Genomic DNA, 13,590 nt, shown 5'->3' with positions numbered 1-13,590 from the left:
CAGCCAGGAGAGTGACATGGGGACCAGCCGGACCGTCCTGATCGGTGTGCTCGGCGCGTCGTGTCTCGCGGGCGCCGTGCTCGCGCTGGCCGACGCGCAGACGCCGGCCAGGTTGATCTTGACGCCCCTGTTCCTGCTCCTGGCGCCCGGCGCGGCCATCGCCGGACTGTTGCGTGATCGTGACCCTCTATCGGCTCTAACCGTCGGACTGGCCGCCAGTCTGGCTGTCAACGTTCTTCTCGCCGAGGCGATGCTCCTCTTCGACGCCTGGTCCCCGCGTGCAGGCGTGGCCACCGTCGCGGTCGTGAGCGCGTTTCTGGTGATCCTGCGCCAGCTTCACCGCCCCCGCACTCGCGTCACCCCCGCACAGCACGGCGGGTGACGACCCCACACACCCTCTGCCCCACGACCGGGACGGGTTCAGCCCCAATTCCGTCCAGTCGCGCCGGTCCGCTGGCAGTCTCCGCTCATGACAGACCGCCCGGAAGGACATTTCCGTCACCATGAGTCCCGAGATCACCGGCTTGCGGCCGCTTCCGCATGTCGAGCGTTACACCGCCGTCGGCCCCCACCTCGCGGTCTCCCCGACCGTCAGCGTGGTCGTGCCGGCGATGAACGAGGCCGAGAACCTGCCCCACGTCTTCGCGACGCTGCCGACGTGGGTGCACGAAGTCGTCCTGGTCGACGGCCATTCGACCGACGACACCGTCGAGGTGGCCCGGAGGCTGCGGCCGGGCCTGCGGATCGTCCACCAGACCGGGCGGGGCAAGGGCGACGCCCTGGCCGCCGGGTTCGCGGCCTGCACCGGCGACATCATCGTGATGATCGACGCCGACGGGTCGACCGACGGCCGGGAGATCGTCCAGTTCGTGAGCGCCCTGGTCAGCGGGGCCGACTTCGCCAAGGGGTCGCGGTACGTCCCCGGCGGCGGCAGCGACGACCTCACGGTCACCCGGCGGGCCGGCAACACCGTGCTGCGGGCGATCGTCAACACGCTCTACCGGACCCGGTACACCGATCTCTGCTACGGATACAACGCCTTCTGGGCCCGCCACCTGCCCGCGCTCGACCTCGACTGCGAGGGCTTCGAGGTCGAGACGCTGATGAACATCCGGGCGGCCAGGGCGGGCCTGCGGGTGCACGAGGTGCCCAGCCACGAGCGCAACCGCATCCACGGCGAGTCGAACCTGCGGGCGGTCCGCGACGGGCTGCGGGTGCTGCGCACGATCGTGCGGGAGTGGCGGCGGCGTCCGGTCGCCAGGCCGCTGACGGCGGCCACGGCCGACCAGGGTGCGGCATGAAGACGTCGGTGGTGATCTGCGCGTACACCGAGGACCGCTGGGACGACATCGCCGCCGCGGTGGCGTCGGTGCGGGCCCAGACGGTCCCGGCGCGTGAGCTCATCCTGGTCGTCGACCACAACCCCGACCTGCACCTGCGGCTCAAGCGCGCCTGCCCCGACGCGATCGTGCTGGAGAACGCGCACGACAGGGGCCTGTCCGGCGGCAAGAACACCGGCACCGAGGCGGCCACCGGCGAGTACGTCGCGTTCCTCGACGACGACGCGGTGGCCGACCCCGGCTGGATCGAGGGCCTGGAGTCGGCCATGGCCGGGCCCGGAGTGGTCGGGGCGGGCGGGCTGACCCGCCCGCTCTGGGCCACCAGGCGGCCCCGCTGGTTCCCGGCCGAGTTCGACTGGACGGTCGGCTGCACCTACAAGGGCATGCCGGAGACCCGGGCGCCGATCCGCAACGTGATGGGCGGCAACGCGATCTTCCGCCGTGAGGTGATCGGCGCGGTGGGCGGCTTCTCCACCGGCATCGGCCGGAGCGTGAAGGGCGGCCGGAGCCGCCCGCTTGGCTGCGAGGAGACGGAGTTCTGCATCCGGCTCACCCAGCGGATGCCCGGCGCGGTGCTGCTGTTCGAGCCCTCGGCGGGCATCGGCCACAAGGTCCCGGCGGCGCGGGAGACCTTCCGCTACTTCCGGTCCCGCTGCTATGCCGAGGGCCTGTCGAAGGCCCTGGTCACCCGGAGCGTGGGCAGCGGCGACGGGCTGGCGAGCGAGCGGTCGTACACGTTCAGGACGCTGCCGCTCGGGGCGCTGAAGGGCCTGGTCACCCTCCGGCCGGGCCGCTCGGTGGCGATCGTCGTCGGGCTGGCGTGGACGACCTGGGGTTACCTCGTCGGGAAGGCACGCCGATGACCACCCCGACGCCCACCAGGGTGCCGATCCTGATGTACCACTCGGTCACCGACCGGCCCAACGCGGAGACGCGCCCGCTCGCGGTGCGGCCGGGCGACTTCGCCGAGCAGCTCGACTACCTGGCCCGCAACGGGTTCACCCCGATGACCTTCGCGGGCCTGATCGCGGCGGTGAACGGCACCGGCGTGACCCTGCCGGCCAAGCCGGTGGTGCTGACCTTCGACGACGGCTACGCCGACTTCCACACCGAGGCGCTGCCGATCCTCGACCGGTTCGGTTTCCCGGCCACGCTCTTCCTCACCACGGGCTGGGTGGCCGACGCGGGCGGGGAGGCCGCCGGGCGTCCGCTCGACCACATGGTCACCTGGTCGCAGGCGCGCGAGGCGGCGGCCCAGGGCCACGAGATCGCCGGGCACAGCCACAGCCACCCGCAGCTCGACCAGTTACCGGACGCGCAGCTCCGCCAGGAACTCCGGCGCGGAAAGGCGATCCTGGAGGACAGACTCGGGCTCCCGGTGACGACGATGGCCTATCCCTACGGCTACTCCAGCGCGCGGGTCCGCCGGGAGGCCCGCCGGGCCGGTTTCTGGGCGGCGTGCGCGGTCGCCAACGACCTCGCCGAGCTGCCCGCCCCCGACATGCTGGCGGTTCCCCGCCTGACGGTGAGCCGGACCACCGGACCGGGCCGGTTCGCCCGCGCCGTGGAGGGCCGGGCGCTCCCGCTGGTCTATCTCCGGGAACGCGCGCTGACCCGGGGCTACGCCGTCGTACGGCGGGGCAGGTACGGGATCGCGCGTTTCGCTCGGAGAGCATAAGGGGAGAAAACAGGGCGACCGAGGACATGAGGGGGCACAGTGGCCCAGGCATGGCTACCCGTCGCCAGTCGCATTCCCGCTCCCCAGGACGCCGGCCCCATGCTCGGGGGCGCGCCCAGGGTGGTCTGGTTCATTTGGCCTACGGACCCGCAAGGGATCTCGGCCAAATCCGTGGCCCAGCGGCTCGTTCAGCTCAACCGCCCCGCTCACCTGGTGTGGAATCCGGTGACGGGGCAGATCATCCAGCAGTTGCCGCCGACCCGCGCGGCCTGCGGCCTCACCGGAGACCTCAACCGGCACGGCCGGGTGTGCGTCCAGATCAGCGTGCTGGGGTCGGTGCACGAACCGTTCACCGACAGCAAGCTCGACGGTCTCGACGAGATCCTCGCCTGGCTGGACTCGTGGGAGGTCCCCCGGCGCTGGCCCGCAGGTCCGCCCCTACCTCTTCCCCATTCGCTGGTGCAGGACGGCAGCCGCCGCCTCTGGGCCCGCGGGGGACATTTCGGGCATTCGCAGGTTCCGGGTTCCGCCGAGGGGGATCCGGGGGCCATCGACGTCGCCCGTCTGATCGGTGACAGCGCGCCTCAGTTAGAGGTGCCCCGTCCCCGGGAGGAGCTCCGGCTCCTGGAGAGCGTGGTCTAGCTGTACGTCTAGCGCCCGGTCGAGAAGTGTCCTGACGATCCCGCAGCCCCGGCGGACGTCGTGGAGTGCGGCGGAGCCGTACCCGACGACCAGGCCGTGGACGCGGGGCGGGCCGTGGTGGTGGCGGAGGGTCGTGTCGACCAGGACGCCCCGCTCACGGGCTCCCGCGACGATTTCCGGCACGACGTGTTCCGGAAGTTCCGCCAGGACGTGGAGACCGGCCGTGTCGCCCTTGGTCCACGGGCCGAGGGCGGCGACCACGGCCTCGCGCCTGCGGGCGTACTCCAGGCGCATGCGTCTCAGGTGCCGGTCGAGGTCGCCGCGGTCGAGCATGATCGCGACGGCCCGCTGGACGGGGCCCGAGGTGCGGTCGGCCAGTTCCTTGCGCGTTCTCGCGATCCGGTCGAGCAGTGGCCTGCCCGCGACCAGCCAGCCGACGCCGACGTCGGGGCTGAGCGACTTCGACAGGGTGCCGAGCAGCACGACCTGTTCGGGGCCGAGGCCGTAGAGGGCGGGGAGCGGGGCGACGTCGTAGCGGAACTCGGCGTCGTAGTCGTCCTCGACGACGAGCGCGCCGGTGGCGCGGGCCCAGGCGAGCAGGCGTTCCCGGCGCGGGATGGGCAGGCGGCCTCCGGTCGGGAACTGGTGCGCGGGGGTCGTGTAGATCATCCGCAGGCCGGCGGGCAAGTCGTCGACGATCAGTCCGTCGGCGTCGACCGGGCAGGGCACGATCTCGGCGCCCCGCGAGGCGAAGATCCGCCGGGCCGACCGGTAACCCGGCTCCTCCACCCCGACCCGGTCGCCGGGCCTCAGCAGGGTGGCGGCCAGCAGGTCGAGACCGTTGCCGGTGCCGCGCGTGATCAGCACGTCCCCCGGCCCGGCGGGCACCGCCCGCGCCCTGCGCAGGTGGTCGGCCAGGGCCTCGCGCAGCATCGGGTCGCCGTAGAGGTCGGGCCACGCGCTCATCGGCAGGTCTCCGGCGGCCCGCCAGGCCCGCCGCCAGGCGGCGGTGTCGTAGGCCATGACCCAGGGGCGGCCGGGCCGCAGGTCGACCAGACCGGCGTCGGGCGCGTGCAGCGGGGGGTAGAAGTCGGCGTCGGGGGACGGCCGGGGCTCGGCCGGGCGGGCGGAGAACCCGTCGCCCGCGTGGACGTCGGCCACGTAGGTGCCCGAGCCGTGCCGCCCGTCGAGCCAGCCCTCGGCGTAGAGCTGCTGATAGGCCTCGGTGACCACGGTCCGGCTGACCCCGAGCAGGCTGGCCAGGCTCCGGCTGGACGGCAGGCGCGAACCCGCAGTGAGCTGGCCGCCGCGCATGGCCGCGCGCAGCTGGTCGCCCACCTGGGTCGCCAGGGGCACCGGACCGGTCCGGTCGACGGCCACGGGCACGTCGACCTGCTGCTCCCGCAAAGTGGTCTCCCTTGACGGCGCCGAAGTGGACGTGTTCCTCCAGGCCACTCGGCTCCTACGGTAACCGTATGACCGAGCTGCTCAGCACCCCTCTGTCCCCCACCGGCCGCACCGCCCTCGGCCGCTCCAAGGAGCGGGGCCGCTCCGACCGGGCCGACCTGCACGCCGTCCTCGACGCCGGACTGATCTGCCATCTCGGGGTGGTCGTCGACGGCGCGCCCATGGTGATCCCGACCGGATACGGCCGCATCGGCGAGACCCTCTACCTGCACGGGTCCACCGGGGCCCGCTCCCTGCGCACCGCTCCCGGGGCGACGGTCTGCGTGACGGTCACCCACCTCGACGGCATCGTGCTGGCCCGCTCGTCCTTCCACCACTCCGTCAACTACCGCTCCGCGATGATCTACGGCGTGCCGCGCCTGGTCGCCGACGAGGACGAGCGGTGGGCGGGGCTGGCCGCGATCACCGAGCAGCTCGCCCCCGGCCAGTGGGACTACACCCGGCAGCCGAACCGCAAGGAGCTGGCCGCCACCGCCGTGCTGGCCCTGTCGCTGGAGGAGGCGTCGGTCAAGATGCGCGCCGGCGGGCCGAACGACGACGACGAGGACTACGACCTGCCCATCTGGGCCGGCGTGCTGCCGGTCGTGACGACGTGGGGCGAGCCGGTCACCGACCCGAAGCTGACCCATGACATCCCGGTTCCGGCCCACATCTCCGGTAGATGAGCTTTCTGACAACCGCCCGGCGGGCCCGCGCGTCTACTTAACGCAGCACGAGGTGTCCGGCGCCCATGTGGCCATCGAGTGCCCGATCAGGGACTCGCGTGGGCGGCCGGGCTCCCCTCGGCCCTTCCTGCTCCGGATGCCGGTCTTCCACTCCGGAGGCGTAACGGAAGAGGCATTTTCCACGACGACGAGACCCGCGCCGATGAGCGCGGGCCGTGTCAAGCCGGTGTGATCACCGTCACTAACCAGACGCTATGGAACGCGCATCGGGCATGATCCGGCGCCTCCGCCGCGCCGGTTTCACTCTCGCGTCCGGGCAGCTCAGCGCCCTTTCGATGCCCTCATGACGGGCTCCCGAAAGTCTCCGCGTCCCCGGTCTACCCACCTGTACCACTAAAGTCACATTTGACACTGAGTCACTACAATCTCGTGACTTTTCCCCTCACCTCTTGGAGCACCGTTAGGCTCTGTGGTCGTCATGGTGGGGGCCCGGGCACATAAGGAGACCGCATGTACGGCCAGACCGGCGCCTGGCGGGTTCCCGGCTATACGGAGCTACGCGAACTCGGCACCGGCGCTGCCGGACAGGTCGTGTTGGCTAGGCACGATGCCGATGGAACGCCAGTCGCGATCAAATACCTCGCTCCAGAACTCCTAGCCGACCACAACTTCATCGCCCGGTTCCGGCACGAGGCCCGCCTCCTCGCACTGATGGACCGCAACCCGCACGCCGCGCGGTTCTACGAGTACGTCGAGCAGCCCCACGGGGCCGCGATCGTCATGGAACTGGTCGACGGCGTCTCCCTGCGGGCGATGATCCGCTCCGAGGGCCCGACCGGGCCGGAGGCCGCGCTCGCGGTCCTCAAGGGCTCCCTCATCGGCCTGGCCATCGCCCACGACATGGGCGTGGTCCACCGGGACTTCAAGCCCGAGAACGTCATGGTCGACGGCAACGGCCACAGCAAGCTCGTCGACTTCGGCATCGCCGCCCGCGCGGGCGAGGGCATGCCCGCCTCGGGCACGCCCTCGTACATGGCCCCCGAGCAGTGGGCGGGCGCCCCGGCCGGTCCGTCGACCGACGTCTACGCCGCCACGGTGGTCTTCTTCGAGTGCCTCACCGGCCAGCGGCCCTTCCGGGCCAACAACCTGGCCGCGCTGGCCCACCAGCACCAGACGACCGCGCCGCCGATCGAGGAGATCCAGCCGCAGCTCCGCGGCCTGATCGAGCGCGGCATGGCCAAGCACCCGCAGGAGCGCCCGGCCTCGGCCCACGCCTTCCTCCAGGAGCTGGAGGCCGTCGCGGTCGAGACCTACGGACCGCAGTGGGAGGAGCGCGGACGCCGCCGCCTCGCCGCCCTGGCCGGTCTGCTGGCCGCCTTCTTCCCGTTCGCCGCGGCCATCCCCGAGGCGCACACCCAGCTCGCCAACACCCAGCTCGCCGCCGGCGGCGAGCAGTTCGACGGCGGTCCCGACCCCGACGACGAGCGCAAGAGCGGCTTCTTCAGCAAGGCGATCGTCAAGATCGGCCTCACCGTGGTCGGCATGGCGGTCATCGCGGGTGGCACGGCCGTGCTGGTCGGCTCGATCAGCGGCGCCACCCTCTCGGCCGGGACGACCCAGCTCACCCCCAGCCCGATCAACACCTCCTCGACCCCCGACCCGCTGGTCGAGGAGGTCGACGACGGCCTGATCGAAGAGGTCCCGGTCACCGAGACCCCCGAGGTCACCGAGTCGCCCGACGCGGACGGCAACCAGCCTCCGGTCACCCAGCCGACCCAGAACGCCCAGCCGAAGCCGACGCAGCAGCCGAAGCCCAAGCCGACGAAGAAGCCCACCAAGAAGCCGACCGCCAAGCCCACGAAGAAGCCGGGCGGCGGCGGTGGTGGCCTGGAGGAGCCGGGCGACCCGACGGCCACCAGCGAGCCGGGCGAGGAGACCCCGACCCCCAGCCCGTCGCCCACCACGGCGACGCCGACCCCGACGGTGTCCAACTCGCCCGAGCCTTCGGCTACGTCGAGCGGCACCACTTCGACACCGCCGACTCAGCCCAGCAGCCCGCCGCCGCCTGGTTCCCCCGGCGGCCCCGGTTCCACTCCCCCGGAGACGCCGACCTCGCGCGACACTGACGAGCCGACCCTCTCTCCCACGGTCGAACCGACCACCGGTGAGACGGCCGCCGCAGGATTCTTCGCCCTCGGCCTGATGACGACCGGCCTGGTTCCCGCCACACTTGCCGTGAAGCGGACCATGGCGGGAAGGCACAGGCGGAGGCGTCAGTAGTCATGCATGACGGGGGGAGTGTCGCGGGCCACCTGCTGACCGGCAGGACGAGGGTCAGCGAGGTCGGAACCTGGCACGACGCGGAAGGCCCCGGCGGCGAGCCGTCGGGGCTGCTCCGGTTCAACGATCATCTCCTGGCCGCCCCGGGCGCGCGTGAGCGCCTGGTGGCGGCCATTTCCGCCGATCGGCGGCTGGCCCAGTCGGGACAGTACGGCCTGCTGCCGGTCTCCGACCTGGTGGCCGCCCGCGGCGAGGTCTGGCTGGTCACCGGCCGCCGCGCCGTCCCGACCGTGGCCGACCTGCTCACCGGCGGGGCGCAGCTCGGGTGGGGACCCGACGCCGGCAGCGCCGCCACGATCCTCATCGAGACCGCCCAGACACTGCTGGGCCTGCACGCCGGGGGCCTCACCCACGGCGCGGTCCACCCCGGCACGGTCGTCATCGGCGAGGACGGCTCGGCCCTGCTGGCCGAGCGCGGCCTGCTGGAGGCGCTGCGCGGCGAGCCCGCCTCGCCGGAACGCGACGTCGCCGCCTGGCAGGGCCTCGCCCGGACCCTCTCGGCGAGCTGGGCCACCGGCCACGCGGCGCAGCTCCTCGACCACGCCGCCTCGGTGGCCGCCCCCCACGGCCTGGCCGCCGCCAGAGACGCCCTGATGAACGGCCGGGACATGCTCCCGGCCGGGTTCTCCACGCGCGAGTCGCTGGTCAGGACCCTGCACGCCTGGTCGGCGCTGCCGCCGGTGGCCGCCGCGCTGCCGCCGGCCCGGCTCCCCGAGACCGGCGAGCTGCAGACCCTGCTCGACCCGTCCCGCCATCCGGGCGGGAACCTCGGCGGGCCGCCCCAGGCCGAGGCGGGCGGGATGCGGTTCGGTCCGGGCGTGCCCCCGGAGACCACGGCCGCCCAGATCTGGCGGCAGGGCGCCACCCAGCACGCCGATCCCGACGTCAAGAGCCGCCGCAGGGCCCGGCCGAACCGCCGCGGCGCGTGGCTCAGCTCGCTGGTGGTCTGCCTGCTGATCGCCGGGTTCATCCTCTACATGCGGATGAGCCCGCCCGCCGAGATGTCGGTGACCAAGGTCAGCGTGTCCGCCCCGAAGAAGACCCAGGGGTGCGACGCGAAGACCAAGATCAACGCGGTGGTCACCACCAACGGCGAGAGCGGAACGTTCAAATACGTCTGGGAGCAGAGCGACGGCCGCAAGACCGAGGGCGCCCAGAGGGTCGAATCGGGCACGACTTCGGTAGATCTTCCGCTCATCTGGCAGGTCAGCGGTCCGGGCCGATTCAAGGGCACCGCAACGCTCCGCGTGCTCGACCACACCCCCAAGGGCAAGCCGATCGCGGCGAAGGCGAGCTTCTCGTACAAATGCTGACTTCACTAGGCTGCCAGGCATGACGACGACCCCCGCCGGCTGGTACCCGGACCCCTACGGCTCCCCGCAGCTGCGGTGGTGGGACGGTTCGCAGTGGACCGACGCCACCCATCCCCTGGAGGGCCAGGAGGCTCCGCCGCCTCCCCAGCCCGCCGAAGAGGAGACGCTCGAGGGCACGCCGGTCCCCGCGGCGACCGCTGCCACCGCCCAGTTCGCTCCCCCGCCGCCCACACAGCAGTGGGGAGCTCCCCCGCCCGCCCAGCCGCAGCCGTGGGGCGCCACGAGCCAGCTTCCGCTGCCCCAGTTCGGGGCGCCGCCGAAGCCGCCGTCGCCGCTGCCCTGGGTGCTCGGCGGAGTGGGCATCGTGCTGGTCATCGCCCTGGTCGTGGGCGGCGCGTTCGTGTTCCTGAACCAGGGCTCGCGCAGCGAGCCGGTCGCCCAGCCGCCGGCGACCAGCGACCCGCTGCCCCCGCCGCAGACCGAAGAGGCCCCGCCGCCGACGGAGCCGGTCCCCGACCCGACGCAGCAGCAGCCCCAGCAGCCGTCGGTCACCTCCTTCCCCCAGCCGGAGAACGGCCGCATCGAAGACCCGGTCTCGGGCCTGAGCTACAAGTTCCTCGGCGAGCCGTGGGAGGTCTCCGACCCCAAGGTGATGAACAGCCCCACCGACCCGACCTATCCGCTCTTCACCAGCGCCTACGCCGCCGTCTCGCAGAAGGCGTTCAACGGCCAGGAGGGCGCCGACTGGATGGGCACGGTCGCGGCGGCCCAGCTCCCCCAGATGCTCCCCTACCGGGGCGTCGAGGACCTGGAAGTGGTCACCACGACGCTGCTGTCGGCCTACGAGCCGGCCTTCTACTCGATCCCGCACGAGCGCCAGGTCATCCGCAACGAGGCCATCAAGGTCGGCGACCGCGACGCCTGGATCATCGAGTACAAGATGGACTTCAGCGCCGAGGCCAAGCAGAAGAAGTACGACTTTAAGACCGAGACGGGCGCGTTCGTGCTGGTCGACATGGGCGAGGGGAAGCGGCCCTCGTTCTTCTACGTGTCGATCCCCGACAACCTGAAGTCCGACCAGGTCGGTGATGTCCTGGACTCGCTCCAAACGCACTGAGCGGGAGCACTACGCTAAGGACATGAACGACCTGCTGGTCTGGATCGACTGTGAGATGACCGGGCTCGACCTCGGGCGAGACGCACTGGTGGAGGTCGCCTGTGTGATCACCGACGGCGAGCTGAACCAGTTGGACCAAGGGGTCGACGTCGTCATCAAGCCCCCGCCGGAGTCGCTGGAGCAGATGTCGGAGATCGTGCGCACGATGCACACGGCCTCCGGTCTGCTCGAAGCCCTGGCGGGGGGCGTGACCCTCGGCGAGGCCGAGGCCATCGTGCTGGAGTACATCCGGAGCCACATCCCGGAGCCGAAGAAGGCCCCGCTGTGCGGCAACTCGATCGCGACCGACCGCTCGTTCCTGGCCCGGGACATGCCCGTGGTGGACAACCACCTCCACTACCGGATGATCGACGTCTCCTCGATCAAGGAGCTCGCCCGCCGCTGGTACCCGCGCGTCTACTTCGCCTCCCCGGAGAAGCAGGGCGGCCACCGCGCCCTCGCCGACATCACGGAGAGCATCCGGGAACTCCGCTATTACCGGGCCACCGTGTTCGTCCCGCAGCCCGGTCCGGACTCGGCGTCGGCGCGCGACACGGCGGAGGCCGTTAGTAGTTCGTAGATGTCTCGCGATACCGCTACACTCGTGCTTGTACGCGAGACCGGGTGAGCGGGATCGCGCACATGGTGGGTATAGCTCAGTTGGCAGAGCGCCAGGTTGTGGTCCTGGATGTCGTGGGTTCAAGTCCCATTACTCACCCAGCGTAAGGGCCGGTCCTTCGGGACCGGCCCTTCACCGTTTCCGGGCCCGCCTCGATTCCGGCCCCTGGGCACTTTGCCCTCAAAGCAACCCCCAAAGGCCTTTCACGCGGGTTAAACTCGCCTTCAACCGCTACGCCGGACGCGCGGGGGCCCTCGGCGACTTAACTCTCTGCCTCGGAGGCCAGATGCGAGTCGACGAACCCACCGGAACGGCACTCAGCAAGCGCGAGACCGAGGTCATGGACCTGATCGCCAACGGGCATTCCAACAACCAGATCGCGCAGCGGCTGTTCCTCAGCGAGAAGACGGTCAAGAACCACGTCAACCGGATCTACGCCAAGCTGGGCGTCGCCTCCCGGGGGACGGCCATCGATCTGTGGTCAGGGCGCGAGTCCGCTCCTTAGCCGGGACAGCCCCACTTCGATCTCCTCCGGGGTGACGTTCAAGGGTGGGCGGAGCCGTACCGTCGATTCGGAGGCGGGCAGGACCAGCAGGGACTCGCGCTCGCGCAACCGGGTGACGACCGCGTCGCGGTCGTCGACGTCGAAGGCGGCGAGCAGCCCCTTTCCCCGCGCGTTGCGGAGCAGGCCCGCCGCTTCCAGCTCGCGCAGCGCGCCGAGGAGTTTGTCGCCCAGGACGGCGGCGTGTGCGACGAGGCCGTCGCGTTCGATGATCTGCAGGATCCGGGTCGCGCGCACGATGTCGGTCAGGCCGCCGCCCCATGTCGAGTTGATGCGGCCGCTCACCCGGAAGACGTTGTCGGGGACCAGGTCGACTCTGCGGCCGGCCATCACGCCGCCGACCTGCATCTTCTTGGCGAAGGCGACGACGTCGGGCTGAAGGCCCATGCCCCGGTACGCCCACGGCGCGCCGGTCGCGCCGACCCCGGTCTGGACCTCGTCGAGCACGAACAGGGCCTCGTGGCGGTGGCAGAGCGCCTGCATGGCGCGGAGGAACTCGGGGGTGAGGTGGATGTCGCCGCCCTCGCACTGGATCGGCTCGGCGATGAAGCAGGCGATGTCGTGGGGGTACTTGCGGAAGGCCTCCTCGGCCTGGGCCAGGGCGTGTTCCTCCCCCTGGGAGGTGTCGACGCGGGGCCAGCCGAACTTGGGGAAGCGGTCGGTCTTGACCGGTTCGGTGTTGGTGAGCGAGAGGGTGTAGCCGCCCCGGCCGTGGAAGGCGCGGGTCAGGTGGAGGACCTGGGTGCCCAGGCCGGGGTGGCGGCCGTTGGCCTCGTTCCAGCGGCTCTTCCAGTCGAAGGCGACCTTCAGCGCGTTCTCGACGGCCGCCGAGCCGCCCTCCACGAGGAACAGGTGGGGCAGTTCGGGGTCGCCGAGGACGCGCTCGAACGTCTCGGTGAAGGCGGCCAGCTCCTCGGTGTAGAGGTCGGAGTTGGCCGGTTTGTTGGCGGCCAGCCGCCCGAGGCGGGCGAGGAAGGCCGGGTCGTCGTCGAAGGGGTTGAACCCCAGCGGCGAGGAGGCGTAGGAGGTGAAGAAGTCGAGGTGTCTCCGGCCGTCGCGGGCGTCGACGAGCCAGGAGCCCGAGCTGCGGGCCAGATCGAGGACGACCGGCAGGCCGTCGACGAGCAGGTGCCGGGAGAGCCGCTCGTGCACATCCATTCTGGAGATATTCCCGGCTTAGGCCCTTATACGCGAATATTCTTCACCCGGTACGCCAGGTAGAACAGAGACACTCCCAGGATGATCGCCAGGATGCCGATGAGCCAGGCCAGCGACAGGGCGCCGGCGGCCGGCCAGATCACCAGGACCACACCGAAGATCACCGACAGGACCCCGGCGAGCATCAGGCTCCAGTCGCTGTCGATGCGCCTGCGGGCGTGCACGGACGCGATGATCTCCAGCAGGCCGGTGACCACGAACCAGGCGCCGATCAGCCAGAGCAGCACGATCGCGGTGATCGCGGGCCAGGTGGCCACCACGATGCCGGCGATCACGCCGACGACGCCGGAGAAGATCATCCAGCCTCGGGAGCCCTTGTTGGCCTCGCGGAACGCCCCGGCGACGGTGAACAGGCCGTTGACGATGGCGTAGGCGGCGAAGACGTAGACCAGGGCGAGCAGGGTGATGCCGGGCCACGCCAGGGTGACGACTCCGAAGATCACCGCCAGCAGGCCGCGGACCCCCAGCACCCACCAGGTGTCCCGGCTGACCGGGCGGAGCCCCGGGTTCAGGTCGGCGTTCAGATCATGCATGGGACCTCACCTCCATCAGGAGGTACCTGTCCCGAAATATCCCGCTTTCAGCCCTTA

14 protein-coding genes and 1 tRNA gene are annotated in these 13,590 nt (G+C 71.2%); 12 read left to right on the top strand and 3 right to left on the bottom strand.

Translation table 11 applies throughout. The features are described 5' to 3' along the window. Nucleotides 1–16: 16 nt before the first annotated feature. The 5 genes from AW270_RS27395 (at nucleotide 17) to AW270_RS27375 (ending at nucleotide 3,660) form a co-directional block, all read left to right on the top strand. Complete coding sequence (locus AW270_RS27395) at nucleotides 17–382, top strand: hypothetical protein (protein WP_061298966.1); 366 nt, start codon at nucleotides 17–19, stop codon at nucleotides 380–382. Between the two features lie 121 nt (nucleotides 383–503). Next, nucleotides 504–1,301, top strand: coding sequence for a glycosyltransferase family 2 protein (locus tag AW270_RS27390; protein WP_061298965.1), 798 nt, complete (start codon nucleotides 504–506; stop codon nucleotides 1,299–1,301). Continuing rightward, nucleotides 1,298–2,203: a glycosyltransferase family 2 protein gene (locus AW270_RS27385; RefSeq protein WP_061298964.1), complete on the top strand. Its 906-nt coding sequence runs from the start codon at nucleotides 1,298–1,300 to the stop codon at nucleotides 2,201–2,203. Before AW270_RS27390 ends, AW270_RS27385 begins: the two co-directional genes overlap by 4 nt. Beyond that, entirely contained in the window at nucleotides 2,200–3,018 is an 819-nt protein-coding gene (locus AW270_RS27380) for a polysaccharide deacetylase family protein (protein WP_061298963.1), read from the top strand. Before AW270_RS27385 ends, AW270_RS27380 begins: the two co-directional genes overlap by 4 nt. A gap of 171 nt (nucleotides 3,019–3,189) precedes the next feature. After that, a complete protein-coding gene (locus tag AW270_RS27375) occupies nucleotides 3,190–3,660 on the top strand; it encodes a hypothetical protein (protein ID WP_245674873.1) in 471 nt (156 codons plus the stop codon). Here the strand turns inward: AW270_RS27375 and pdxR are convergent. Continuing rightward, nucleotides 3,607–5,067 carry a MocR-like pyridoxine biosynthesis transcription factor PdxR gene (gene pdxR, locus AW270_RS27370; protein WP_061298961.1) on the bottom strand — a complete coding sequence of 487 codons (1,461 nt, stop codon included), beginning with the start codon at nucleotides 5,065–5,067 and terminating at the stop codon, nucleotides 3,607–3,609. The two genes, AW270_RS27375 and pdxR, sit on opposite strands and share 54 nt — an antisense overlap. A 68-nt stretch (nucleotides 5,068–5,135) precedes the next feature. Here pdxR and AW270_RS27365 point away from each other — a divergent pair, with 68 nt between their 5' ends. From AW270_RS27365 to AW270_RS27335, 7 genes are all read left to right on the top strand, one after another. Next, nucleotides 5,136–5,792 carry a pyridoxamine 5'-phosphate oxidase family protein gene (locus tag AW270_RS27365; RefSeq protein ID WP_061298960.1) on the top strand — a complete coding sequence of 219 codons (657 nt, stop codon included), beginning with the start codon at nucleotides 5,136–5,138 and terminating at the stop codon, nucleotides 5,790–5,792. Nucleotides 5,793–6,302: 510 nt separating this feature from the next. Continuing rightward, on the top strand, nucleotides 6,303–8,072 hold the full coding sequence (locus AW270_RS27360; RefSeq protein ID WP_061298959.1) for a serine/threonine-protein kinase: 1,770 nt from the start codon (nucleotides 6,303–6,305) through the stop codon (nucleotides 8,070–8,072). A gap of 2 nt (nucleotides 8,073–8,074) precedes the next feature. Beyond that, nucleotides 8,075–9,445, top strand: coding sequence for a protein kinase family protein (locus AW270_RS27355; protein ID WP_061298958.1), 1,371 nt, complete (start codon nucleotides 8,075–8,077; stop codon nucleotides 9,443–9,445). A gap of 19 nt (nucleotides 9,446–9,464) precedes the next feature. Then, the gene (locus AW270_RS40695) at nucleotides 9,465–10,562 is read left to right on the top strand and encodes a DUF2510 domain-containing protein (RefSeq protein WP_061298957.1); all 1,098 of its coding nucleotides are present in this window, start codon (nucleotides 9,465–9,467) and stop codon (nucleotides 10,560–10,562) included. A gap of 22 nt (nucleotides 10,563–10,584) precedes the next feature. Further along, nucleotides 10,585–11,181 (top strand): oligoribonuclease, encoded by a 597-nt coding sequence (gene orn, locus AW270_RS27345; protein WP_061298956.1) that lies wholly within the window; start codon nucleotides 10,585–10,587, stop codon nucleotides 11,179–11,181. Between the two features lie 65 nt (nucleotides 11,182–11,246). Then, nucleotides 11,247–11,319: transfer RNA gene (locus AW270_RS27340), tRNA-His, on the top strand. 187 nt (nucleotides 11,320–11,506) lie between these two features. After that, a complete protein-coding gene (locus AW270_RS27335) occupies nucleotides 11,507–11,725 on the top strand; it encodes a response regulator transcription factor (RefSeq protein ID WP_061298955.1) in 219 nt (72 codons plus the stop codon). Here AW270_RS27335 and lat read toward each other — a convergent pair. Together lat and AW270_RS27325 are read right to left on the bottom strand one after the other, a co-directional pair. Continuing rightward, on the bottom strand, nucleotides 11,702–12,940 hold the full coding sequence (gene lat, locus AW270_RS27330; protein ID WP_061298954.1) for an L-lysine 6-transaminase: 1,239 nt from the start codon (nucleotides 12,938–12,940) through the stop codon (nucleotides 11,702–11,704). The two genes, AW270_RS27335 and lat, sit on opposite strands and share 24 nt — an antisense overlap. A 26-nt stretch (nucleotides 12,941–12,966) precedes the next feature. Beyond that, entirely contained in the window at nucleotides 12,967–13,533 is a 567-nt protein-coding gene (locus AW270_RS27325) for an HdeD family acid-resistance protein (RefSeq protein ID WP_061298953.1), read from the bottom strand. Nucleotides 13,534–13,590: the final 57 nt, after the last annotated feature.

The sequence above is a fragment of the Herbidospora cretacea genome (assembly GCF_001570605.1).
GTDB lineage: Bacteria > Actinomycetota > Actinomycetes > Streptosporangiales > Streptosporangiaceae > Herbidospora > Herbidospora cretacea.
The sequence above is the reverse complement of the archived record's forward strand: the minus strand, read 5'-3'. Positions and strand labels throughout refer to the sequence as shown.

Coding starts and splice junctions, on each gene's coding strand:
- AW270_RS27355 (WP_061298958.1), top strand. CDS start 8,075: ATGCATGACGGGGGGAGTGTCGCGGGCCACCTGCTGACCGGCAGGACG.
- AW270_RS27335 (WP_061298955.1), top strand. CDS start 11,507: ATGCGAGTCGACGAACCCACCGGAACGGCACTCAGCAAGCGCGAGACC.
- AW270_RS40695 (WP_061298957.1), top strand. CDS start 9,465: ATGACGACGACCCCCGCCGGCTGGTACCCGGACCCCTACGGCTCCCCG.
- AW270_RS27365 (WP_061298960.1), top strand. CDS start 5,136: ATGACCGAGCTGCTCAGCACCCCTCTGTCCCCCACCGGCCGCACCGCC.
- orn (WP_061298956.1), top strand. CDS start 10,585: ATGAACGACCTGCTGGTCTGGATCGACTGTGAGATGACCGGGCTCGAC.
- AW270_RS27380 (WP_061298963.1), top strand. CDS start 2,200: ATGACCACCCCGACGCCCACCAGGGTGCCGATCCTGATGTACCACTCG.
- AW270_RS27395 (WP_061298966.1), top strand. CDS start 17: ATGGGGACCAGCCGGACCGTCCTGATCGGTGTGCTCGGCGCGTCGTGT.
- lat (WP_061298954.1), bottom strand. CDS start 12,940: ATGGATGTGCACGAGCGGCTCTCCCGGCACCTGCTCGTCGACGGCCTG.
- AW270_RS27390 (WP_061298965.1), top strand. CDS start 504: ATGAGTCCCGAGATCACCGGCTTGCGGCCGCTTCCGCATGTCGAGCGT.
- AW270_RS27385 (WP_061298964.1), top strand. CDS start 1,298: ATGAAGACGTCGGTGGTGATCTGCGCGTACACCGAGGACCGCTGGGAC.
- AW270_RS27325 (WP_061298953.1), bottom strand. CDS start 13,533: ATGCATGATCTGAACGCCGACCTGAACCCGGGGCTCCGCCCGGTCAGC.
- AW270_RS27360 (WP_061298959.1), top strand. CDS start 6,303: ATGTACGGCCAGACCGGCGCCTGGCGGGTTCCCGGCTATACGGAGCTA.